Below are 21,947 nucleotides of genomic sequence, written 5' to 3' on the forward strand. Positions count from 1 at the left end.
AGGGTTTCCCCCATGACCGACAAGGCGTTCAAGTTCGCCGTGATTGCGGAGCCAACGGACGAGAAGCAGTGGCTTGGCATAGCCAGGCAGGCCGAAGACCTGGGATACACCAGCCTGCTCTCGGCCGACGTCCTGACGGCACCGTCTCCGTTCCCCGCCCTCGCCATCGCGGCCGGGGCGACCACGACCCTGCGGGTGGGAACGTGGGTGGCCGCCAGCCCGCTGCGCGCGCCGCGCATGGCCGCCTGGGATTCCCACACACTGTCACTGCTGAGTGGCGGGCGATTCGACTTGGGTATCGGGACGGGCAGGCCGTTCGTTCTGGATGACGCGGTGAAGCTGCTGGGCATCACGCCGTCGTCGCCCGCGGAACGCCTGGCGCAGGTGGAGCAGACGATCGACGAACTGCGTGCCCTCGACGGGGACGCGCACACCCCGGTGCTCATCGCCGCCGGCGGTCCCAAGGCCCGTGCCCTGGCCGCCGCGAAGGCGGACAGGATCACCGTCGCCGCGAGCCCGATCGCGACCCGGGAGGAAATCGCGGCGCTGGTCGCGGGGATGCGTGCACAGGCCGGGGACCGGGGTGACGAGATCGAGTTCGTCTCCCCGATCTTCGTCATCGGCGAAGTGGCGCCGCCTTGGGTCCCGCGGCTGCTGAAGACCGACATGAAGACGCTCATCGAGCACGACTCGCTGGGCATCCTCCGCGGCAGCCCGCGGGTGATGGCCGACGAACTGCAGCGACGGCGCGAGACGCTCGGCATCAACTGCTTCACCTTGAACGCCGTGTTCGCCGAGCAGTTCGCCCCGGTGCTCGAACTTCTCGCCTGATCACGCGGACCACCACGGCTTCCGCCGGACCGCTGACAGTGCGTCGGCGCTTTCGGCGGGAGCGTGGTGGTCCCGGACGCCGGTTGCGGAGGACCAGCGTCACGGCCCTCTCGAAAGGCGACACCTATGCATTCTCTGCGGTTCCTTGCCGAATCTTCGTCGAACGGCATGGTCGAACGCGACTTCGTCGTGGGTGAGGTCCCCGGCGTTCTCTGGTCGCCTGCCGACGGTGAGCGGGCGCCTCTGGTGCTGATGGGCCACGGTGGGGGCAACCACAAAAAGCATCCGGCGATGGCGGGCCGGGCGCAGCGCTTCGTGACTCACGGCGGCTTTCACGTCGCCGTCGTCGACGCGCCCGGTCACGGCGACCGGCCGCGCTCGGCGCGCGACGAGCAGGAGGTCGCCGCGCTGTTGGCGGCGAAGGCCGCGGGCGAGTCGGAAGGCCCGGTCGCCCGGCGCTACAGCGCGTATCTGGCCGAGCTGGCCGTGCCGGAGTGGCGGGCGACCCTGGATGCCCTTCAGGAGCTCGCGGAGATCGGCGCCGATGGGCCGGTGGGTTACTTCGGTATCAACCTGGGCACCGCGATCGGGGTGCCGCTGGTGGCGGTCGAGCCCAGGATCACGGCCGCGGTCTTCGGCCAGCACTGGCCCGATGTCCTCGCGGAGAAGGCGAAGGAGATCACCATCCCGATCGAGTTCGACATGCAGTGGGACGACGAGGAAATCTCGCGAGAGGCCAGCCTGACGCTGTTCGACGCCTTCGCCTCGAAGGAGAAGTCGTTGCACGCCAACGCGGGCAAACACCATGAAGTGCCGAGGTTCGAGGTCGACAGCGCGGTCCGGTTCTTCGCCCGGCATCTGGACCGGGCGCTCACCTCACCGGCCTGAGGCGAGCGCAGCGGCGTCCGGCCCGTTTCCCCGGGCGCCGCCAACCGTCAGGGCGGGGGATAGGGATCCCTCCCGGCGCGGCCTATTACTGGAAGCATGGCACTGAAGATCGGTTACAAGGCGTCGGCCGAGCAGTTCGCCCCGCGCGAGCTCGTCGAGTACGCGGTCAGCGCGGAAGGCCACGGCCTGGACAGCGTTTGGATCAGCGACCACCTGCAGCCATGGCGGCACGAGGGCGGCCACTCGCCGTTCTCCCTGTCCTGGCTCAGCGCGGTCGGGGAGCGCACCGAGCGGGTCCAGCTCGGCACCAGCGTGCTGACCGCCACATTCCGGTACCACCCGGCAGTGGTGGCGCACGCGTTCGCCACCCTCGGGGTGCTGTACCCCGGCCGGGTCGCGCTGGGCATCGGCAGCGGCGAGGCGCTCAACGAAGTCGCGGTCGCGCGCATCACCTGGCCGGATTTCAAGGAGCGGTTCGCCCGCTTGCGTGAGGCCGTGGACCTGATCCGCCGGCTGTGGACGGAAGACCGCGTCACGTTCGAGGGGCAGTACTACCAGACCACCGCCGTGTCCATTTACGACCGGCCTGAGGTGCCGGTCCCCATCTACCTCGCCGCCGGCGGTCCGGTCATGGCCAAATATGTCGGCCGCAAGGGTGACGGCTTCATCTGCACCAGTGGCAAGGGTATGGAGCTGTACACCGAGAAGCTCCTGCCTGCAGTGGAAGCGGGCGCGGGGCAGGAAGGCCGTGACCATGGCGCGATCGACAAGATGATCGAGATCAAGCTCTCCTACGACCCGGATCCGGACCAGGCACTGGAGAACTGCCGGTTCTGGGCGCCGTTGTCACTGTCGCCCGAGCAGAAAGCCGGCTTCGAGGACCCGGTCGAGATGGAGAAGGCCGCCGACGAACTGCCCATCGAGCAGATCGCCAAACGCTGGATCGTCGCCTCCACCCCGGACGAGGCGATCAGTCAGATCAAGCAGTACGTCGACGCCGGGTTCGACCACTTGGTCTTCCACGGCCCCGGACACGACCAAGAGCGGTTCCTCAAGCACTTCGCCGAGCAGGTCCTCCCCGGACTGCGCGGCCTCGGCTGACCACTCGTGGCCACCCCGCCGAGCGGTTCACCTCGGCGGGGTGCCGGCGCGTGCGCGAGCACCAGGCCGGCAGCAAGAACGCGCTGTCGTGGGTTGGGGCCGGCGGTGAGGTGAAGGGGCTCTTCGCCGCGTCCGATCACGCGAGTTACGTCTCCAAGCACGCGAGTTACGTCTTCAAGCACGCGAGATACGTGTCTGATCACGCGAGTGCGGTGCCGCGTCACCCCAGGGGCCATCTCACCTGATCACGCCACCCTTGCCTTACCCCTCAATATCAGGACGAATTCCGCCGATAGCCGGGGCAAGACCGAGTGACGATGAGCGTGCCGGCACCGCCACGACGCGGTGGCCGGCACGCCCGCTATGGGCAGGCTGCCCGGTCAGCTGAAGTCTTTGGCGTGGTCCTCGGCCCATTGGCGGAAGGAACGGGCCGGCACTCCGGTGATCTCCTCGACGGCGGGCGTCACGACGCACGGTTCCGTCATGAGCTGCTTCATGGTCTGGATGAGGAACGGCGGCCACTTCGGCTCGGTGTCCTCGACGACGTCGATCGACTTCCCGATCGCCGCGGCGATCGTGTCGATGTGCTCCTGCTGCGTCAAGGCTTCTGGCCCGGTCAGCCAGTACCCCTGCCCCTCGTGTCCGGCGCCGGTCAGTGTCCGGACCGCCACGTCGGCGATGTCGCGTTCGTGGATGGACGAAGAACGCAAATTCAGGAACGGAATCCGCAGCACTTCCCCGGCCCGGATCGCCGGAGCCCAGCTGAGCTGCTTGGTGGCGAACGTGGTCGGGCGGAGGAAGGTCCACGCGATTCCGGACTCCTGCAGCGCCTTCTCCACCGCGGAGTGCTCTTTCGCGCTGCGAGTGTTCTGCAGGGTGGGTTCCACCACGGAAGCCGACGACAGCAACACGACGTGTTCCACTCCGGCCGCCCGCGCCGCGGTGGCGAAGTCGACGGCACTACCCGGATTGGCGTAGAGAAAGACCTTTTTGACGCCCTCGAGCGCGGCCGGAAGAGTCTCCGGCTCATCGAGGTCGAGGCGGACCATCTCGACGGCGTCCGGCAATTCGCCCGGTTTCGGTTTCCTGCTGGCTCCCCGGACTGACGCGCCGGCGGACAGAAGCCCAGTCACCACGTGACTGCCCACACTGCCGTACGCGCCGATGACAAGGACGGACATGGCTCCTCCAAAAGGGTTGACAGGTCGACGTTCGACCGAATCCCGGCCAACTTACCGTATCCGTTTCGGCGCGAGTTTCCTCGCCGACCGCGAGGACGTTGAAGGTCAAGCAAATTCCCGATGCCGTGGCGACGGGCAACTGTCATACCGAGGGATAGGGATCCCTCCGCGCGCGCCCTAGCATCAGCCGGGTACCCGAGACGGCAGACTTGACAGAAGGTGGGTGGCAGATTTCGTGGTGGATCCGACCGAAGTCATACCGAAGAATGGTGACCGGCAGGCGACATTCAGCGCGAAACGGGCACTGACTCGTGACCAGCTGGAAGAGTTCGCCGAGCGCGGTTACCTCGTGATTCCGGATGTCGTGCCGCCGGATCTGATCGCCGCCGCCAACGCCGTGGTCGACGAGCAGCTGCGCGCGCGCCCGCCGGCGGAAGGCCATGTCGGGGTGGTCTACCGGTTCCAGGAATTGGAGGATTCACCGGTGCTCGCGGCGTTGTTGCGTGACACCGCCGCCTTCTCGCTCGCCGAAAACCTCACGGGCGAAGGAGAGTTGGAGGTGCCGGAGTCGGTGCAGATCGCACTGACTTACCCGCCCTTCAAGGACGCCAGGGAAAAGCCGCATATCGACGGCGGCAAGGGACGGAAACCCGATGACCCCCCATGGACGTTCACCATGCTCGCCGGGTTCTTCCTGACCGATCAGTCGAGCGATGACACGGGAAACCTCTTCGTCTGGCCGGGAACACACCGTGCGCACGCACAATTGTTCCGCGAGCGCGGCCCCGAGGCCTTCACGACCTACCCGAATGTCAAGCTGCCGGAGCGGGAGATGGTGCGTGGTCGTCCTGGCGACCTCCTGTTGAAGCACTACCTGCTCGGCCACAATGGTGGCAACAACACCGGCGACTCCATTCGGCGCACGGTTTACTTCAGGCTCCGGCATCGGGAGCACGAAGCGAAATGGCGTGAAGCGCTGCAAGATCCTTGGCACGATCTCGCGCCGCTGCGAGGGCTGATTCCGTAGTCCGGTGAAGACGAAACGCGTACGACGCCGGTGAGCGCGCCACCGCCACCGGCGAGCAAAGCTCGATGAGGCCGTAAATGGGACTAAAATCAAGGGTGGAGACTATGATGCCTGACGTCAGCGATCTCGTGGACGTGGCGACCGGCGACGTCATTCTGGCCGAGACCGATGTCACGCTGCCCGGCGTTTTGCCCCTCGTGCTCGAGCGTGCCCACCGGTCGTCCGCTCGCACCGGCCGATGGTTCGGACGGTCCTGGACGTCGAGCCTCGACCAGTGCCTGCGGGTGACCGGAGACCGGATCGACGCGAGGTTCGCCGGCGGGGAGATCCTGACCTGGACACACCCGGGCGGCGCCGGCGATCCCCGCTCCATCCCGGTGACCGGCCCCGCCTGGCCGTTGCTGCAGAACCCGGACGGCTCCTACGCCGTCAGTGATCCGCAACGCGGCCTTGTCTGGCGATACGAACGACGGCCCGGATATGAAGGCGGCGAACTGCCCCTGGTCTCGGTCACGGATCGCGCTGGCCACGAGATCACCTTCAGTCACGACGAGGCCGGCCGCCCGCTCAGCATCGTCCACTCCGGCGGCTACCGCGTCCTGGTGACGGTCACCGGCGAGCACGTCACCGCGCTGACCCTCGCCCGCCCCGACGGCCAGGACGAAATCCCCTTGCGCCGCTTCGAATACGACGACTCCGGCAACCTGTCCGGCGTCGTCAACTCCTCCGGCCTGCCGCGACGCTTCACTTACGACGGCGAGGGCAGGCTGACCAGCTGGACCGACCGCAACGGCTACTCCTACCACTACACCTTCGATCCCGAAGGCCGTTGCGTACGCGGGGAAGGCCCTGACAGTTTCCTGTCCGGCACCTTCGCCTACGAGCACGGCATCACCCGTTGGACCGGCATCGACGGAGATGTCACCATCCACGCGATCACCGAGTCCGCCCAAGTCGCCGCGATCACCGACCCGATCGGGAAAACGGCGCGGACGGACTACGACGAACGTGGCCGGGTCACAGTCCGCACCGACGCCCTCGGCAGGGTCACGCGATATGCCTACGACGATCGCGGCAACCTGGTCTCGGTGACCAATCCGGACGGCCGCGTCGCCCACGTCGAAGCCGACGAGGCCTGTCTCCCGGTACGGATCACCGGGCCGGACGGAAGTGTCTGGCTACAGGCCTTCGACAAGAGCGGCAATCTCACCGAACTGACCGCGCCCGACGGCTCGGTGCTCAAGAACGGGTATGACAGCCGCGGGCACCTCGCCGAGGTGATCGGCGTGGATGGCGCGGTCACCACGATGGAATGCGATCCCGCCGGGATGCCCGTGATGGTCACCGCACCCACCGGCGAAACCACCCGGTACGAGCGCGACCCGCTAGGACGAGTCGTGCGCGCCACGAGGTCCGGCGGCGGGACGACCGCCTACACGTGGACGACGGATGGCCTCCCCGCCTCCCGTACCCTGCCGGACGGTTCGACCGAGTCCTGGGACTGGGACGGCGAAGGGAATCTGCTGCGACGCGTCTCCGCCACGGGATCGGTCACGTCCTACGCTTACGGGCCATTCGGGCGGCTCGTGTCGATCGACTGGCCGGGCGGTACCCGCAGCGAGCTCGGCTTCGACCACAACTGCCGCCTCGTCTCGGTGACCCACGGCGGACTGACGTGGCAATACGAGTTGGACTCCGCCGGCCGGATGAGTGCGCAGACCGATTACAACGGCGCCACCACCCAGTATTGGTACGACGCCGAGGGGCAGCTCGTGCACCGTGTGAACGCCAGCGGCCACGAGGCCTCGTTCGCGTATGACCCGCTCGGCAAGCTGGCGACTCATCACGCCGCCGAGGGCACCGTGACGAAGTTCGACCACGATCCGGAAGGCCGCTTCCTGCGCGCGAAAAACGACGACGTGGATTTGGTCTTCGTCCGGGACTCGCTCGGACGGGTGATCACCGAAACCTGCGACGGCCGCACCGTCACCAAGACCTACGACGCCGCCGGAAGGGTGACGAGCCGCATCACACCATCCGGGGCCCGTACCGCCTGGGTCTACAACGCCGCCGGACTGCCTTCGGCACTCACCGCCGACGGCAGGGAACTGCGGTTCGCCCATGACGAAGCCGGACGGGAAATCCGGCGGGAGCTGCCCGGCGGAACCGTGCTCGCCCAGGAATGGGACCTACTCGGTCGTCTCGTGACTCAAACCCTCACCGGCCGGGCCGCTTCCTCCGGTCCGGCGGGATCCATGGTCGCTGGGCAACCGCTCCAACGGCGCGCGTATACCTACGACCCGGACGGATTCGTCGCGGACCTGGAAGATCTGCTCACCGGCGGCCGGGCGTTCCGGCTCGATTCCGACGGGCGGGTCACCGCCGTGACCGGCCGGGGTGACGAATGGTCGGAGCACTATGACTACGACCCCGTCGGCAACATCGTGAACGCCGTCTGGCCCGCTTCGGCCACTTTCCCCGCTTCCGGAACTCCGGAGACTTCATCGCAAGGACCCCGCGAGGTGAACGGAACCTTCACCACCCGGGCCGGGAACATCCGTTACGGGTACGACGCCGCCGGGCGAGTCGTGACGCGGACGCGAACGCGGATATCCGGCGATCCGGAGACCTGGCGCTATGCGTGGGACGCGGACAGCCGTCTTTTCTCTGCCACCCTTCCCGACGGGAGCAAGTGGCACTATCACTACGATCCCCTTGGCCGCCGCATCGGCAAGCGTCATCTTTCCGCCGACGGTGAACTGCTGGAGCAGACACGGTTCTCGTGGGACGGGGGAGTTCTCGCCGAGCAAGAGGACATTCAAGGCGATCGGCGGAAGATCACCACCTGGAATTACCGGAACGACTCGTTCATTCCGGTCACCCAGACCTCGCGAACCGTTGTCCGTGCAGGATCCGAAGACGAGCAGGTCGACGAAGAATTCCACTCCGTGGTCACGGACCTGAGTGGTACAGCGACCGAGCTGGTCTCCGCTGACGGCGTCATCGCCGGAAATCAGCAGCGCACACTGTGGGGGCAATCCCACTGGCAACGTGATACCGCGACGACCCCGCTGCGATTCGCCGGTCAGTATTTCGATCAAGAAACGGGATTGCACTACCACGATCACCGCTATTACGATCCCGATACCGGTGCGTACCTCTCCCCGGATCCGCTTGGAGTGACGCCCGCGCCGAACCCTCATGCGTACGTCCCGAATTCCCTGGCCGCCGACGATCCTCTCGGGCTCTTGAGCCGTGCTGAAGCAGCGCAGGTGGAAACGGCAGGCAAGTGGGTGGGTTCTCTGCTTCGCCACCATCATCATCTGGTGCTTTTCGCCGACCTTGACGGGTTCGACGCGCGTCTGTTCGCGGGCGGTTCCGCCAAGGGGTCGTGAGTGGCAAAGGTCGTTCTATTGAGAAGAAGATCAAAGGTGTCGTGTTCGTGGGTGAGGCTGGTGGTGGGGTGAAGGCTCCTTTCGCCGCGTCTGATGCGGCGAAGGGAGCACCGACCACGCCACATTTGCCTTACCTCTCAATAACCCTCATTGCCACTCACGACCCCGTCTCGCAGCTGCGCAAAGCGCCCAAACCGGGCGCCCAGCGGTACGGCCTCGAACGGCGGGTATCCCTCATGGACCGTTACGAAATGAATGCGAGTGTGGTGAGTTGCGGATTCTCGGCATTTCCGGATCGCTTCGCAAGGAGTCGTTCAACACCCGGTTACTGGCGGCCGTTCGGCAGCTGGCCCCGGCGGGGATGACGATCGATGTCTTCGACGGACTCGGCGATCTGCCGCTGTACAACGGAGATCTCGATTCCCGGGAGGGCGGCCCTGCTCCGGTCGAGCGGTGGCGTGAGGCCGTCCGCGAGGCGGACGGTCTGCTCGTCGTCACACCGGAGTACAACAGCTCGATTCCGGGCGTGCTCAAGAACGCGGTCGACTGGGTGTCCCGGCCCATGGTGGGCGCCGCGCTGCACGGCAAATGCGTGGTGACCATGGTGGCCACCCCCGGGCGTGGCCTCGGCCGCAACGTGCTGACCGATCTCGGCCGGGTATTGCACGACTGTCACGCGCACGTGGTCAGCGGGCCATGGGTGGTGCTCACCGAGGCGGAGGGCAAGCTCGCCGACGTCGAAGACGAGCAGGGTCAGTTCGTGCCCACCCTTTCCGACCCGGTATCCGTGCGCATCGCCACGGTCCAGCTGAACGCGCTGGCCGCCGCGGTCGAGGCGGGCGCCGGCGAACACGCCGTGGCTCCGCTGCGGGCCTACTTCGCCGCCGGCCGAGCGCGGAACAGTTAGCCGACCGCCTCCCGCGTTCATCGAACCTGCGCCATCAGCACGCTGCTCGCCCCGCGCAAAGCCACTCCGAGAGGAAACCGGGGCTCACCACGTCACCCGCAACGCGCGCACGCCGTAGATGAGGCTGAACTCGCGGAATTCCACTTGGTCGGCCAAAGCGAGCCGGGGGAAACGCCGCAACAGCGCCGGGAGAGCGATGCGCAACTCCATCCGCGCGAGTGGTGCCCCGAGGCAATGGTGCGCGCCATGTCCGAAGGCGACGTGGCCGGTCGTTCCCCGGGTGATGTCGAGGGTCTCGGGGGCGTCGATCAGGGCGGGGTCGCGGTTGGCGGCCGGGATCGAGCAGATCACGAGCGATCCCGCGGGAATGCGGTGCCCGCCGACCTCCACGTCCGTCGTGGTCGTCCGCGGCGGCAGCGACTGGACGACGGAAAGCCAGCGCAGCAGCTCCTCGACGGCGGGCTCGATCAGTCCGGGATCCTCGCGGAGCAAGGACAGCTGGTCCGGGTGCCACAGCAGGGCCAGGGTGCCGAGGCCGAGCATGTTCGCGGTCGTCTCGTGTCCGGCGAGCAGCAGAAGTCCCGCGATGCCGGTCAGCTCGTCCGAAGTGAGATCGTCGCCGTGTTCGCGCACGAGCATGCCCAGCATGTCCTCGCCCGGATCCGTCCGGGCGCGGGCCACGAGACCGGCCATGTAGTCGTGGTCCTCCCGTTGCGCCGCGACCCGCTGGTCCACCGGCAACGAGGTGTCGAGAATCCGCGCGGCGCGCTCGTGGAACTCGCCGCGGTCGGCATACGGGACACCCAGCAGTTCGCAGATCACCAGCGACGGCACCGGCAACGCGAAGTGCGCCACCAGATCGGCGGGGTTACCGGCTCGCTCCAGGTTGTCCAGGGCGGTTTGGACGATCTCGGTGATCCGCGGCTCGAGCCTGTTCATCCGCCGTACGGTGAACTCCGGGGTGAGCAGACGCCGCAAGCGCGTGTGTTCGGGCGGGTCGAGTCTGATGAGTTGTCCCGCCGTGACGTCGTCTTGTCCGGCTCCCGTCAGCGGCGTGGCGCTGCTGAAGCGGGCCGGATCCGCCAGCACCTGACGGACGTCTTCCTTACGGCAGACCAGATACGCGGGTACGCCGAACGGCGTCTCGACTTGTACGACTCCTTCGCCGTCGCGAGCCCGCGCCAATTCTTCGATCGGGTCGAGACCGTTCCTTCGCATGTGAAGCGGCATGGTTTCGGTCATTTTCTGCCTTTCGTTCAGGACTGGGCGTCGAGCCACTCTGGGAACGTGGGGCCCGCGAGCTTGGCGTGCGGGCTGGGCAGGAAGCCGCCGGCGGCGGCGATGTCGGCGTCGGGCATGCCGGAGCCGTCGACGCCGATGACTTCGATGCCCCGGCGGGCGCCGAGGATGCGAGCCGCGTCCGCCATGATTTCCTTGCGGGGCCCCGCGATTTCGGGGATGGGCGTTCCCGGGTCGCTCGGGTCGACGGCGAGGTCGACCAGTTCTTCCGCGACGGTGCGGCAGGCCACCAGCTGCGTGGGCAGGGCAGGCAGGTGGACGACATCGCTTTGCTGCCACTCCAAGAGCTGGCCGACGAACTCGTGGAACTGTGCGGCCCGCAGGAGGCGAACGGGGAGAGGGCCCGCCAGAAGGAGTTCCTCGTGCACCTTCTTGGCGGCGATGAAACCGGCGGTGGCCTTGTCGGCGCCGATGATGGACGCCGCGGCGATCCGGGCGACCCCCGCCTGACGGCCCGTTTCGTGCAGGTTGCGGGCCGAGGTGCGGAAGAACTCCGTCGCCGCTTCCTGCTCGGAGCCGTGCCATGAGGCGACGTCGATGATGACTTCGACGCCGGTGAGCGCCTCGGCGAGCCCCTCACCGGTGATGATGTCCACGCCGGTGGCGCGGGACATCGGCACGACGTGGTGTCCTCGTTCGGTGAGGACGTCGACGACGTGTTGTCCCAGCCGTCCGGTCGCTCCGGCCACTGCGAACTTGCTCATGATTCAGAACCTTTCTCGAACGTGGGGAAGTCAGTCGGTGTAGTTGAGGCCGGGCGGCATTCCGGGAATCGGCTTGGCGATGAGCGCGGCGGGGGCGAAGAAGCCGATATGCGCGATCGCCATGACGAGCGTCCAGAGCGCCTTGGCGTCGTAGCACTCGGATGCCTTGGCGTACAACGAGTCGGGGACACGTTCGCCGGACGGATTCGGGGTGAGGACGGCCTCCACGAGCTCCAGCGCGACGCGTTCGGGGTCGGTGAAGCAGGTGGCGTCCTGCCAGGTCGCCACCGCGGTGATGCGCTCCTCGGGCTCTCCGGCTTGGCGGAGATTGCCGGTTTCGCGAAGGGTGAAGTACGTGCTGCCGAGCAGCTGCCCGGCGCGCAGTTGCAGCAGGCTGACGGTCGTCGAGGGAATCGCGCCGTTCTTGAGGACCTTGTGCAGGCCGCCGGCGACTTCGGCCATCTCGGGTACGAAGGGGATCGGGTTGGGCATGCGTGATCGCGGGGGCATGGCGGACTTCCTTTCTCTTTGGCGTTGCGACCAAGAGATCCCGGCGACGCGATTCCCGTGACAGGTCGGCCTTGTGACGCAGGCCACCGTCACAAAAGGAGGAGGGCCGGGGTCGTATGGGCACGCTCGAGAAAGGCAGGAACCGGTGATGAGCGATCGAGACACCGCCATGGAGCCCGCCACCGAGGCGTTCGTGGCCCATCGCAACCTGCTTTTCACCGTGGCCTACGAGATGCTCGGTTCGGCCACCGACGCCGAGGACGTCCTGCAGGAGACCTGGATGCGGTGGGTGGGCGTGGACTTCGCGACGGTGCTGGCCCCGCGTGCGTTCCTGGTCCGGATCACCACCCGGCAGGCGCTCAAACGGCTGCGGACACTCGGCAGGCGCAAGGAGTCCTACGTCGGCCCGTGGCTACCCGAGCCGCTGTTGACCGCGCCGGACGTCGCCGAGGACGTGGAGCTGGCCGACAGCGTCTCGATGGCGATGTTGCTGGTGCTCGAGACGCTCGCGCCGACCGAGCGAGCGGTGTTCGTGCTGCGCGAGGTCTTCGCGCTCGACTACGACGAGATCGCCGAAGCGGTCGGCAAAACTCCCAGTACCGTGCGCCAGATCGCACATCGGGCGCGGGCGCACGTCGCCGCGCGCAGGCCTCGCGGCGCCGGCTCTCCCGCCGAACACCGGGCCGCGCTCCAGGCCTTCCAGTCAGCGGTCGAAACCGGCGATTTGCAGGGCCTGCTCGACATCCTCGCGCCGGACGTCGTCGCCTTGAGCGACGGCGGCGGGGTCAAACACGCCCTGCTGCGGCCGGTCGTGGGCGTGGACAACGTGGCGCGTCTGCTGGCCGTCGGCTGGTGGAAACGGGACGCGGAAAGGTCGGTCGAGCCGGTTCAGATCAACGGTGGCCCGGGGCTGCTCATCCGTGTCGACGGGGAGATCGACGGCGTGCTGGCGGTGCGGGTCGAGAACGGCTTGGTCACCGGTGCCTACCACGTGCGCAATCCGGAGAAGCTGGCGAATGTGGAGCGGGAGATCACCGTCAGCCGCTGTTCAGGCGCCGAGGCGGCTGTAGATCCGGCTGGCCAGGGTGGCGGCCAGCTGGTTCAAGGCGCTCCAAGGTTCATCGAGCGCGAACCGGCCGAGTAGTTCCGCCGCGGCGTAAGCCTCGGCCTCGGAGAGCAGTGGCGCGCGCTGGTCCTGGAGCCCCTTCTCGACCAGCCGTGACAGCGCTTCGGCGTATTCCTCCAGGTCACGCACCACAGCCAGGCCGTACCGCTCGTCGAGCGAATCCCCGGCGAGGTCGTCACTCATGGTCGTCTCCCCTTCTGCGTTCACCCGTCCGATGCGCTCCAGAAAATCTATGCTGGCTGGGGTAGACATTCAACGCCGGGTGTGTGTAATGTTCTCCTTGTACCGAGAAAGACAACGTCAAGCAGGCGCGGGAGATGACGTAACTACCCGCGAGGTGAGACAAGCCGGTCAGGCGGCACGGGGCCGATCAAGGAACAGGTCCCGGACGGTGATCGGGAGCAGGATCTCAGGGCCGGGTTGTGAAGAAGGTTCGACCAGGTAGTGCCGGCCCTGGAAGGAAAGTGCAGGACACGGGCGGAGCGGTCGCGCCCGTGAAGAACATGTAGTCGCAGTAAGTCAGTAGTGCAGTAAGTCAGTAAGTAAGCAGTGCAGTTGCAGGACCGGTCAGGTGGCCGGAGCCGATCAGTGAACAGGGCTCCGGGCAGTGACCAGCGGCGTCAGCGTGCTGGGACCGATCAGTGAAAGGGTTCCGGCAGTGGCGCTCGCGGCAGGTGAAGTAGCAGTACCCAGCAAGGTGAAAACACAGGAAAGAAGGGAACGGCGACATCATTGGATCGCCCGCAGCGGCAAGGTATCGCCGCGCGGGTGCCGTAGTTCCATCGAGTACGGAGGTGGTTCGCGGTCACGAATCAGCGATCCCCGCGCACTCCGGTTGTTCACCGGACGCGGGTGCAGGAAGCCGGCGGTCGCGCCGGTAGACGATGGTGAAACCCAACCCTGAGGACCCCGGGTGCCGTTTCGGCACCCGGGGTCCTTTGTGATGTGGAGGTGGAATGATCCCTGACCAAGAAGGACCGGCCACGCCCAGCGGGGCCGACAGGTTCGATGACGAGCACTACCCCGCCTACACGATGGGCCGTGCCGCCGACATGCTCGGCGCCACTCAAGGCTTCCTTCGCAGCCTCGACGAGGCAGGCCTGATCACCCCGCAGCGTTCCGCCGGCGGCCATCGCCGTTACTCCCGGCATCAGCTTCGCCTGGCCGCGCGAGTGCGGGAACTGGTCGATCAGGGCACCGCCGTCGATGCCGCCTGCCGCATCGTCACCCTTGAGGATCAGCTCCACGAAGCCCGGCGCGTGAACGCCGAACTCCGCGCCGAGGACTGAAAACCCTGCTGAGAACGCCCTTGTCCGGACAGGACGAGGGCGTTCGAGCGTGGATGTCGAGACGGACGGCACGGCTCCGACCCCCTCCTGAAGCGCCGGACAGCGGCGCCCCAGGAGCGAAGGAGGCCTTGCGATGAGCAAGGTGGTGCTGGACGTGTCGATGTCGCTGGACGGATTCACCGCCGGACCGAACGTGCGGGCCGACGAGCCCATGGGTGACGGCGGCGAACGACTGCACGAATGGATGGCCGGTGCAGGGCCCGACGCCCGCGTCCGCGACGAAGTGAACGCGATGGTCGGGGCGACCGTCATCGGAAGGCACACCTTCGACCTCGGTCTGCGGCCGTGGGGCGGAACGCCTTGGCCCGGCGTCCCGAGTTTCGTGGTCACCCACCGGACCAGGGAAGACCTGCTCGGCGACAACGGCGGCACGTTCGCCTTCGACGGACTGGAGGCCGCGGTCCGGCGTGCCAAAGAAGCCGCGGGCGACAAGGACGTACTCGTGCTGGGCGCCGACGTCGCCGGGCAACTGCTCGCCTTGGACCTGCTCGACGAGGTCTACCTCCACCTCTCCCCAGTGGTGCTGGGGCAGGGGACCGCCGTGTTCGCCGGGCACCTTGGCGAGCTGGTCCCGCAGGGCGAACCCGTCGCCGGGACCGCTACCCACCTGCGCTATCGCGTCGGGCGGCTACCACGGGAAGGCCGGACGGAGAACCGCTGAAACCGGTTCGAGGTCGGTGACGAGGCCGTCGAGTTCGCCGGGGCTCAAGGCGATGTACGGCGCTTCCGCGAGCTTGTCGGTCAGCGCTTCGACTCGTTCCTTCGTGGCCCGGCCGTCTGCGGTGAGCCGGCCGTCGGCCCCGACCAGGCCGCGGTCGCGCATACCGTCGATGACCGCGGTCAGCTGCGCGGCGGGGAGGTGGCCGACCCGGCCGAACTCCTTCGCGGGCATGTCGATGGACAGGGCGTGCAGCACGTGGGCCTCGGTCCCGCCGATGCCCTCGGTCACCAAAGCGACGGTGTGGCCGTCGCCGCGATGCTCGCGCAGCAAGTTGGCCGCGTGCCACAGCCTGGCCACCGGCTCGCGCGGGACCGGAAGCGTGCGGACAGCGGCGTAGAGGGCGCGTCCCTCGATCGGTGCGCTGGTCGCCGCTTTCATCAGGAGGTCGCCGGCGCGCGCGACACCGGGGTCGTCGGCGAGGTCGCCGACGATCCGACGGATTCCGGCGACGCATCCCCGCTCTCGGGCGGCCAGCGCTTCCTCGGGCGTGGTCAGCTCCCAGACCTTCGGGAGGTGGCGTGCCACCTCGCCGGGGGCGAAGTTGTAGAAGATCGCGTGGATCACCTCGGCCGGAACCGACCGGCCGAACGGCGCGGCCCGCCCGGCGAAGTAGGCGTCCCACTGATTGCGCAGGCCCAGCGCCATCAGGGCCTCGTCCGGCTCGTCGGCGAAGTAGGGCACCAGGCCGATGGGCTCGACCAGGTCGTACATGCGGCGGGCGACGGGTTCCGGGTGCGACATTCTCATCCCCTGTGGTCGTGGCGGCGCCCTCGTGGCGGCCGCTCACTTACTCCACGAACGACTCATCCGGGATTCGACATCGGGCCTCGCACGGCCTGCCGACGCCTTATTGAGGGCGAGTTACGCGTCCAAACACGCGAGTTACGCGTCCAAACACGCGAGTCACGGCTTAGCTCCGCCCACCCCCCCGAACGAACGGGCGCGAAGCGCCCTTCACCGCATCAGACGCGACGAAGGACGCCTTCACCTCACCGCCGACCCCACCCCACGACCACGACACCCCTCACTAACCGAGCACCGAAAGCCCGTCCGCCACGACGACGCCGTCGTGCAGGACCGTGCGGTCCTTGCCGCGGTCCATCACCGCGCTCGTCGGGGTCTCACCGTCCACCAGCACCAGGTCGGCGCGGTCGCCGACGGCCACGCCGGGCCGGTCGGCGACACCCGCGAGCCGCGGGACGTCGTGGCTCATGATCGACGCGCCGCCCATCGTGGCGACGGCCAGCGCCATCTCGATGAGGTCGTCGCGGCGGAAGCCGTTCGTGAAGGCCAGCTGCCAGGTGCGGTCGAGCAGATCGCAGTTCCCGTACGGGCTCCAGTAGTCCCGCTGGCCGTCCTCGCCGAGGCCGACGCGCACGCCCGCGGTCGTGAGGTCCGCGAGGGACAGCTGGCCATCGACGGACGGCGCGACGGTCGCCATCGCGATGTCCAGCTCCGCGAAGGTGTCGATCAGGCGGCGGCTCACCGATTCCGAGATCGAGCCCAGTTCGTACGCGTGCGACATCGTCACCTTGCCGCGCATGTCCAGCGCGCGGACCCGTTCGATCACCAGGTCGGTCGAGAAAACGCCGAGGTGACCCGGTTCGTGCAGGTGGATGTCCACCTCGACGCCGTACTTCTCGGCGAGCCCGAACACGACGTCGAGATGTCCCTTTGGGTCCTTGTCCAGTGAGCACGGGTCGATCCCGCCGACGACCGTGGCGCCCGAGCGCAGTGAGGCCTCCAGCACGTCCACGGTGCCGGGCTCGCGCAGGATGCCGGCCTGCGGGAACGCCATGATCTCGACGTCCGCGTGCTTGGCGAAGCGCTCCTTCGCGGCGAGTACGGCGTCGAGCTTCTCGAGCCGGCAGTCGACGTCCACCTGCGCGTACGTGCGCACGCGGGTGGTGCCGTTGGCGATCATCCGTTCCAGCGTCCCGGCGACGCGTTCGGGCAGCGGGACCTCGGCTTCGCGCCAGTTCTCGCGGTCGTTCAGCATCATCGCCCACACGCCCGGCGCACCCGTATGCGGCCGGAACGGCAGGCCGATCCGGGTCGAGTCCAGGTGGACGTGCACGTCGCTGAACGACGGGAACAGCAGCCGCCCGCGCCCGTCGACCGTGTCGGGTGCCGTCGTGGCGGCGGGATCGTGCGGCCGTACCGCGGTGATCCGGCCATCGGCCACTTCGACGTCGCTGTGCTGTCCACCCCACGGGCGGACGTCACGGATCAACACGGTGAACACCTTTCTCGACGCACTCCTTTGGTATACCAAAGCGGGGGAGCTGGAGCAACGTCAGGTGACTCACTTGGTGTGCCGGTACGGGCGGGTGTGCCCGGTTTCCGCGTTGTGCTTGGTGATGTCGTCGATCCCCATCTTCTCGAGCCTCGGGTACTCGGTCACGTCGAACACGTTGTCGTCGCGGCGATGCGGGTAGACGTCGTGTCCCTTGCCCGGCCAGTAGGGGAAGACCACGTGCGTGTCCTTGTTGGAGTTCTTGGCGAAGGTTTCGGAGACGTAGTCCCATTTCTCCTGGACGAGCGGTTTCCTCGGGTCGTTGGGATCGTTGATCCACCCTGGCATCTTGACGTTGTTGTCCTTGAGCGTTCCTTCGAGGGTGTTGCCGCCGTTCTGCTTCGCGATCTTGGTGGCCTTCTCCTCGACCGAACCGAGGTACTCGTCGTCTTCCCCGCGTTTGCGTTTCTTGGTGCCGCCGGACCAGAAGAAGTGCTTGTCCGCCTTCAGGATCTCGTCGAGTTTCGGCTTGAACTTGTCGAATTCCTCCTTCGACATCTTGTCGACGTTGATGGGAGGTTTCCTCGGGCTCCTTCGCAGCGGCGGCGGCTGCGCACTGGGGCCGGCCGGCTGGGGCCGCTGCTGACTGCCCGGCCCGGTCTTGCCGCAGGAACCGGCCAGGCCGAGCGGGTCGCCGATGAGCAGCGGCTGCTCGACATAGCCGACGGGGTTGGCCGCGGCGGCGAGTCCGAGCGGGTCCTGGCTGAGGTACCGCGAAGTTCGCGGGTCGTAGTACCGGAAAACGTTGTAGTGCAGCCCGGTTTCCTCGTCGCGGTGCTGGCCGGGGAACGCCAGCGGCATCGCCGCGGTGTCCGCGCCGGGCAACGGCACGCCCCAGAAACTGCTGCGGTCCTGCCAGACCAGCGTGCCGTGCTCGTCGAGCAACTCGGTCGGCGTTCCCGCGGGCGACGTGATCACGGCACGGAACACGGCGTCTTCGAGAGCGCCGGTGCGCTCGACCTGGACGACGGGACGGTCGTCGTCGTAGCGCTCCCAGGTGAAGAGCCGGTAGGACTCGTCGGCGGGGTCGTAATCCATCCGCTCGACGACGTTCATCCCGCTCCACAGGAACCGGACGTCGAAGGTGAGCTCGGCTTCCCCTTCCGGGCCGAGCAGCCAGCGGCGTTTGGCGAACCGCCGCCCGAGCGGGTCGTAGTGGTAGGTCCAGAACGCGCCGTCGGGTGTGCGCGCGGAACGCAGCCGGTCGAGGTGGTCCCATTCGTAGACGCACGACCGATCGGCGGTGACCCTGCCCCGCTCGTCATCGCTGTAGTGGGTCTCGTCGACGGCGAGGTTGCCCGCCGCGTCGTGGGTGAACCGTTCGACGCCGGCGGGTCCGCGCGCCTCGCTGACCCGGCCCGCGGGGTCGAAGGAGAGCTGCCATGGCCGGATCGCGTCGTCGACGGCGGCGAGCCTGCCGTCCGGGCGGTAGCGGTAGACGCGCCGCCCGACACCCGCGATGTCCTCTTCGGCGAGCCGGTCTTCCGCGTCGAATCGGCGCCGGAGCACCACGGTGCCGTCGACGCTGCGCGTGATCTCCCGTCCGGCGGCGTCGTAGGCGAAGCCGACCTCGTGACCGGCGATCCGCAGGGAACTCGGCAGTCCGGCTTCGCTGAAGCGCCACTCACTGTCCACACCGGACGATGTGCGGCGGACGAGCGTTTCGCCGTCGTGGCGCAGGCACACGCCGAGCCCGTTGATCGTGTCGACGACGACCTGATCGCCGTCGTGGACCAGTTCGACCCGCGACTCGGTGTTCTCGGCGACGGTCATCCTGCCGAGCGCGTCGTATTCGTACGACGTGACGTCGTCCGGGGTACGCCGGGCGACGATGTTGCCCTGAAGGTCGTAGTCGTACTCGGTCGCGTCACCCGTGCCGTTGGTCATGCGGAGCAGCTGGCCCGCCGCGTCGTAGGCGTAGCCGATCCGGCGGCCGTCGTAGTCGACCTCCTCGACGAGCCTGCCCGCGGCGTCGCGGACGTATTGCCAGGTGAGGCCGTTCGGGTTGGTCACCGAGGTGAGCCGCAGTTCGCCGTCGTAGGTGTACAGCGTGCGCGCGCCCGCGGCGTCGGTCTCCTCCATGACGAGACCGAACGGGCCGTACTTGCGGCGCCGCGCGGCGCCCGTCGCGTCACGGTGCTCGACGACGTGACCTTCCGCGTCGTGCACCCACGTCTCGCGACCGCCGTGCGGGCCGAGCCGCCAGGCACGGCGGCCGTCGGCCGTCCAGCCGAGCCGCGCTTCGCCGCCGGAAGCCGTGTACGTGAGACGCGGGCGGCCGAACAGGTCGCGGTCGCCGGGGCGGTCCGTCACGGGTTCGTCGTCGAGCGGATTCGGCGCGTCCGGGATGTGCACCGGCAGCCCGGTGCCCGCCAGGGTGGTGGCCGGATCGAATTCGGGGACCACCCGCTGGGCTTCGCCCGCCGACAGCCGGACCTCGCCGTCGGCGGCGGGCGCCAGCCGCACGGTGGAGCCCGCGGGGCGGTGGACGGCCACCAGTTCGCCGTCGTCGCCGTACTCGTAGCCGGTCTCGCGGCCGAGTTCGTCCACTTGGGACAGAAGCTCGTCGCGCCGGTTCCAGCTGTAGCGCCGGGAGTTGCCCAGCGGGTCGACGCGTTCGATCAGCTGTTTGGCGTCATTGAGGCGATACGTCCACGTGTGGCCGAGGGCGTCGGTGTGCCGGGTCGTGCCGGGCTCGTAGACGAAGGTCGCGTTGTAGTAGCCGTTCGCGCCCACGGCGCGGACGCAGCGGCCGGCGTCGTCATAGACGTAGCGGTACCAAGTGCCCGTGCGGTCGCGCCAGCCGACGAGGCGGTGGCTGAAGTCGTAGTCGAGTGCCATGGGGCGACCGGCGTAGTCGGTGACCGTACTCAGCTGGCCGAGCCGGTTGTACGAGAAACTCACCAGCGGCGGCTGCCCCGGAGCCCCGAGCGCGACGATCCGCCCGTTCGCGGTGCCGATCGCGAGTTCGACGCCGTCGTCACGGCGGATGCTCGCGGGCGTGCCATCGGCCGCGTAGCCGAACTCCGTGCGGCTTCCGTTCTGTTCGATGGCCCTGAGCGGCAAGACGCCGCGGACGCCGGCGAAGAGCAGCTCGCGATCGCCGATCGACAGCCGGTAACCGTCCGGAGCGCGGCGCAGCCGGTGGCGCGGACCCTGCTGCGGCAAAACGGGTTCGTGGGCCGGGATGGGGTAATCCAGCACCATCCCGTCTTCGGCGTAGAACCGGATCCGGTCGCCCGCGAAGACCAATCGCTGGTCCATTGTGGACGTCCAAGATGGACCGAACCATCGGCCGGCGCCGTAGGACGACAGATGCGTGCGGGAAAGCTCCAGATCCGCCGCGTCACCGGGCAGCGTCACGTCGACCTGGGTCATGACGACCTCGCCGGTCGCGACGTCGACGGGGTCACCGCAGTAGTTCTTGGAATCCGACGATGTCGACCGGTCGCCGTTGCCGTCCTTCTTCGTGGAGTCGTTGTTGCCGCCCCGGTCGCGGGTGCCGCCGTTTCCGGTGCCGCTGGTGTTCGTCTGGTCGTTGTCGTTCTTGGTGTTGTTGCCCTTGTCGTTGGTGTTGCCGTCGCCGCCCTTACTGCCGCCGCCACTGTTGCCGTCGGCGCTGGAGCTGGTGGTGCTGTCGTCGTCCTTGTCCTTCTTGGGGTCGATCCCGCGATCGTTCCCGCCCTTGGTCTTGGGCGGCGGCGGAGCGTCCACCTTGCCGCTTTGGAGTTTGCGCAGCGCTTTGGCGGCGTCGTCGAAGAGCGTGTCGGCCTTCTTCAGCAGCGGCATCAGGCCCTTGAGCGCCTTGACGAGCTTGGTGGTGAGGTCGGCGATCTTCGACGCGGTCTTGGCGACCGCGGTCACGACCTGCGGCACCACCCACGTCAGGCCGATGCCGAGGGTGAACAGCACCTGCAGCGCCCAGCTGATGAGGTGGCCGACGAGTTCGGCGATGATGTCGCGGACGAGCGTGCGGACTGCGGCGACGACCTCGCCAGCGGTCTTGACTCCGCTCGAGGCTCCTTCGCAGCCCTTCTGCGCGGCGGTGAGCACGGTGACCGTGTCCTGGGACCGTTCGCGGTAACGGTCGGCGGCGTCGCCCGCCCACGTCTGCAGGTCGGCCTTGACCAGGTCGGACAGATCCGTGCCGATGGCGCCGAGTTCCTTGGCGATGTTGGACCAGGTCTCGGCCTGCGCCTTGATCTGATCCGCGTCGCCGGTTAGGGCGTCGAGCGCGTCGGAGAGCGGGCCGACGTGTTCCAGCAGCCAGCCGACGCCCGCGGCGAGGATCGAACCGAACGGATCCATGGCCATCGACAGCGCGTCGAGAGCGGTCCCGACGGCACCCATCGCGACCGCGGCCCAGTCGCCCTTCTCGATGCCCTCTTTGAGGTCGATCGCCGATTCCAGCAGCGGGACACCGGAGTGGCCCTTGGTGGAGTCCTGACGTTCAGCGACCAGCGGATTCGCCATTTGTGCCGTCTTTCTGCCTCGGGACCCTCGCCGACTGGGCAGCTGATTTCTACCACCGCCGCGCTCCGGTGCCCCTGTGCGGAAAGGATCTTTGTCCGCGCGCCGGGAGGACGACCCCTACGGGCAGGGTCTTGCAAAT

17 protein-coding genes are annotated in these 21,947 nt (G+C 67.8%); 9 read left to right on the forward strand and 8 right to left on the reverse strand.

Annotation, left to right across the window (positions count from 1 at the left end; genetic code table 11):
• Positions 1-12 precede the first annotated feature (12 nt).
• The 3 genes from ACLJO0_RS07340 (at position 13) to fgd (ending at position 2,820) form a co-directional block, all read left to right on the forward strand.
• Positions 13-831 carry an LLM class flavin-dependent oxidoreductase gene (locus tag ACLJO0_RS07340; protein WP_410577142.1) on the forward strand — a complete coding sequence of 273 codons (819 nt, stop codon included), beginning with the start codon at positions 13-15 and terminating at the stop codon, positions 829-831.
• A 126-nt stretch (positions 832-957) separates the two neighbouring features.
• On the forward strand, positions 958-1,719 hold the full coding sequence (locus tag ACLJO0_RS07345) for an alpha/beta hydrolase (RefSeq protein ID WP_410577143.1): 762 nt from the start codon (positions 958-960) through the stop codon (positions 1,717-1,719).
• Positions 1,720-1,815: 96 nt separating this feature from the next.
• Positions 1,816-2,820 carry a glucose-6-phosphate dehydrogenase (coenzyme-F420) gene (gene fgd / locus ACLJO0_RS07350; RefSeq protein WP_410577144.1) on the forward strand — a complete coding sequence of 335 codons (1,005 nt, stop codon included), beginning with the start codon at positions 1,816-1,818 and terminating at the stop codon, positions 2,818-2,820.
• 380 nt (positions 2,821-3,200) lie between these two features.
• Here fgd and ACLJO0_RS07355 read toward each other — a convergent pair whose 3' ends face one another.
• Positions 3,201-4,001, reverse strand: coding sequence for an SDR family oxidoreductase (locus ACLJO0_RS07355; RefSeq protein ID WP_410577145.1), 801 nt, complete (start codon positions 3,999-4,001; stop codon positions 3,201-3,203).
• A 223-nt stretch (positions 4,002-4,224) separates the two neighbouring features.
• Between ACLJO0_RS07355 and ACLJO0_RS07360 the strand changes: the two genes are divergently transcribed.
• From ACLJO0_RS07360 to ACLJO0_RS07370, 3 genes are all read left to right on the forward strand, one after another.
• Positions 4,225-5,028: a phytanoyl-CoA dioxygenase family protein gene (locus ACLJO0_RS07360; protein WP_410577146.1), complete on the forward strand. Its 804-nt coding sequence runs from the start codon at positions 4,225-4,227 to the stop codon at positions 5,026-5,028.
• Between the two features lie 107 nt (positions 5,029-5,135).
• The gene (locus ACLJO0_RS07365; protein ID WP_410577147.1) at positions 5,136-8,423 is read left to right on the forward strand and encodes an RHS repeat-associated core domain-containing protein; all 3,288 of its coding nucleotides are present in this window, start codon (positions 5,136-5,138) and stop codon (positions 8,421-8,423) included.
• Between the two features lie 271 nt (positions 8,424-8,694).
• Positions 8,695-9,330 (forward strand): NAD(P)H-dependent oxidoreductase, encoded by a 636-nt coding sequence (locus ACLJO0_RS07370; protein ID WP_410577148.1) that lies wholly within the window; start codon positions 8,695-8,697, stop codon positions 9,328-9,330.
• 84 nt (positions 9,331-9,414) lie between these two features.
• On the opposite strand, the gene ACLJO0_RS07375 is transcribed toward ACLJO0_RS07370, so the two are convergent.
• From ACLJO0_RS07375 to ACLJO0_RS07385, 3 genes are read right to left on the reverse strand one after another with little or no spacing between them, the layout of a single operon-like run.
• Entirely contained in the window at positions 9,415-10,548 is a 1,134-nt protein-coding gene (locus ACLJO0_RS07375) for a cytochrome P450 (protein WP_410577149.1), read from the reverse strand.
• 38 nt (positions 10,549-10,586) lie between these two features.
• Positions 10,587-11,333, reverse strand: coding sequence for an SDR family oxidoreductase (locus ACLJO0_RS07380; protein ID WP_410577150.1), 747 nt, complete (start codon positions 11,331-11,333; stop codon positions 10,587-10,589).
• Between the two features lie 30 nt (positions 11,334-11,363).
• Complete coding sequence (locus tag ACLJO0_RS07385) at positions 11,364-11,843, reverse strand: carboxymuconolactone decarboxylase family protein (RefSeq protein ID WP_410577151.1); 480 nt, start codon at positions 11,841-11,843, stop codon at positions 11,364-11,366.
• 148 nt (positions 11,844-11,991) lie between these two features.
• On the opposite strand from ACLJO0_RS07385, the gene ACLJO0_RS07390 reads away from it, so the two are divergent.
• Positions 11,992-12,987 carry an RNA polymerase sigma-70 factor gene (locus ACLJO0_RS07390; RefSeq protein ID WP_410577152.1) on the forward strand — a complete coding sequence of 332 codons (996 nt, stop codon included), beginning with the start codon at positions 11,992-11,994 and terminating at the stop codon, positions 12,985-12,987.
• Here the strand turns inward: ACLJO0_RS07390 and ACLJO0_RS07395 are convergent.
• A complete protein-coding gene (locus ACLJO0_RS07395; protein ID WP_410577153.1) occupies positions 12,892-13,152 on the reverse strand; it encodes a hypothetical protein in 261 nt (86 codons plus the stop codon). The genes ACLJO0_RS07390 and ACLJO0_RS07395 overlap by 96 nt on opposite strands.
• A gap of 773 nt (positions 13,153-13,925) precedes the next feature.
• Here ACLJO0_RS07395 and ACLJO0_RS07400 point away from each other — a divergent pair.
• Both ACLJO0_RS07400 and ACLJO0_RS07405 read left to right on the forward strand, forming a co-directional pair.
• Positions 13,926-14,258: a MerR family transcriptional regulator gene (locus ACLJO0_RS07400; RefSeq protein ID WP_410577154.1), complete on the forward strand. Its 333-nt coding sequence runs from the start codon at positions 13,926-13,928 to the stop codon at positions 14,256-14,258.
• A gap of 133 nt (positions 14,259-14,391) precedes the next feature.
• A complete protein-coding gene (locus ACLJO0_RS07405) occupies positions 14,392-14,979 on the forward strand; it encodes a dihydrofolate reductase family protein (protein WP_410577155.1) in 588 nt (195 codons plus the stop codon).
• Here ACLJO0_RS07405 and ACLJO0_RS07410 read toward each other — a convergent pair.
• The 3 genes from ACLJO0_RS07410 to ACLJO0_RS07420 form a co-directional block, all read right to left on the reverse strand.
• On the reverse strand, positions 14,947-15,780 hold the full coding sequence (locus ACLJO0_RS07410) for an SCO6745 family protein (RefSeq protein ID WP_410577156.1): 834 nt from the start codon (positions 15,778-15,780) through the stop codon (positions 14,947-14,949). The genes ACLJO0_RS07405 and ACLJO0_RS07410 overlap by 33 nt on opposite strands.
• A gap of 286 nt (positions 15,781-16,066) precedes the next feature.
• Positions 16,067-17,275, reverse strand: coding sequence for an amidohydrolase family protein (locus ACLJO0_RS07415; RefSeq protein WP_410577157.1), 1,209 nt, complete (start codon positions 17,273-17,275; stop codon positions 16,067-16,069).
• 69 nt (positions 17,276-17,344) lie between these two features.
• A complete protein-coding gene (locus tag ACLJO0_RS07420; protein ID WP_410577158.1) occupies positions 17,345-21,808 on the reverse strand; it encodes a DUF6531 domain-containing protein in 4,464 nt (1,487 codons plus the stop codon).
• Positions 21,809-21,947: the final 139 nt, after the last annotated feature.

This window comes from Amycolatopsis sp. lyj-108 (genome assembly GCF_046549005.1).
GTDB lineage: Bacteria > Actinomycetota > Actinomycetes > Mycobacteriales > Pseudonocardiaceae > Amycolatopsis.

Coding starts and splice junctions, on each gene's coding strand:
- ACLJO0_RS07420 (WP_410577158.1), bottom strand. CDS start 21,808: ATGGCGAATCCGCTGGTCGCTGAACGTCAGGACTCCACCAAGGGCCAC.
- ACLJO0_RS07395 (WP_410577153.1), bottom strand. CDS start 13,152: ATGAGTGACGACCTCGCCGGGGATTCGCTCGACGAGCGGTACGGCCTG.
- ACLJO0_RS07405 (WP_410577155.1), top strand. CDS start 14,392: ATGAGCAAGGTGGTGCTGGACGTGTCGATGTCGCTGGACGGATTCACC.
- ACLJO0_RS07375 (WP_410577149.1), bottom strand. CDS start 10,548: ATGCGAAGGAACGGTCTCGACCCGATCGAAGAATTGGCGCGGGCTCGC.
- ACLJO0_RS07340 (WP_410577142.1), top strand. CDS start 13: ATGACCGACAAGGCGTTCAAGTTCGCCGTGATTGCGGAGCCAACGGAC.
- ACLJO0_RS07385 (WP_410577151.1), bottom strand. CDS start 11,843: ATGCCCCCGCGATCACGCATGCCCAACCCGATCCCCTTCGTACCCGAG.
- fgd (WP_410577144.1), top strand. CDS start 1,816: ATGGCACTGAAGATCGGTTACAAGGCGTCGGCCGAGCAGTTCGCCCCG.
- ACLJO0_RS07365 (WP_410577147.1), top strand. CDS start 5,136: ATGCCTGACGTCAGCGATCTCGTGGACGTGGCGACCGGCGACGTCATT.
- ACLJO0_RS07410 (WP_410577156.1), bottom strand. CDS start 15,780: ATGTCGCACCCGGAACCCGTCGCCCGCCGCATGTACGACCTGGTCGAG.
- ACLJO0_RS07390 (WP_410577152.1), top strand. CDS start 11,992: ATGAGCGATCGAGACACCGCCATGGAGCCCGCCACCGAGGCGTTCGTG.
- ACLJO0_RS07345 (WP_410577143.1), top strand. CDS start 958: ATGCATTCTCTGCGGTTCCTTGCCGAATCTTCGTCGAACGGCATGGTC.
- ACLJO0_RS07355 (WP_410577145.1), bottom strand. CDS start 4,001: ATGTCCGTCCTTGTCATCGGCGCGTACGGCAGTGTGGGCAGTCACGTG.
- ACLJO0_RS07400 (WP_410577154.1), top strand. CDS start 13,926: ATGATCCCTGACCAAGAAGGACCGGCCACGCCCAGCGGGGCCGACAGG.
- ACLJO0_RS07380 (WP_410577150.1), bottom strand. CDS start 11,333: ATGAGCAAGTTCGCAGTGGCCGGAGCGACCGGACGGCTGGGACAACAC.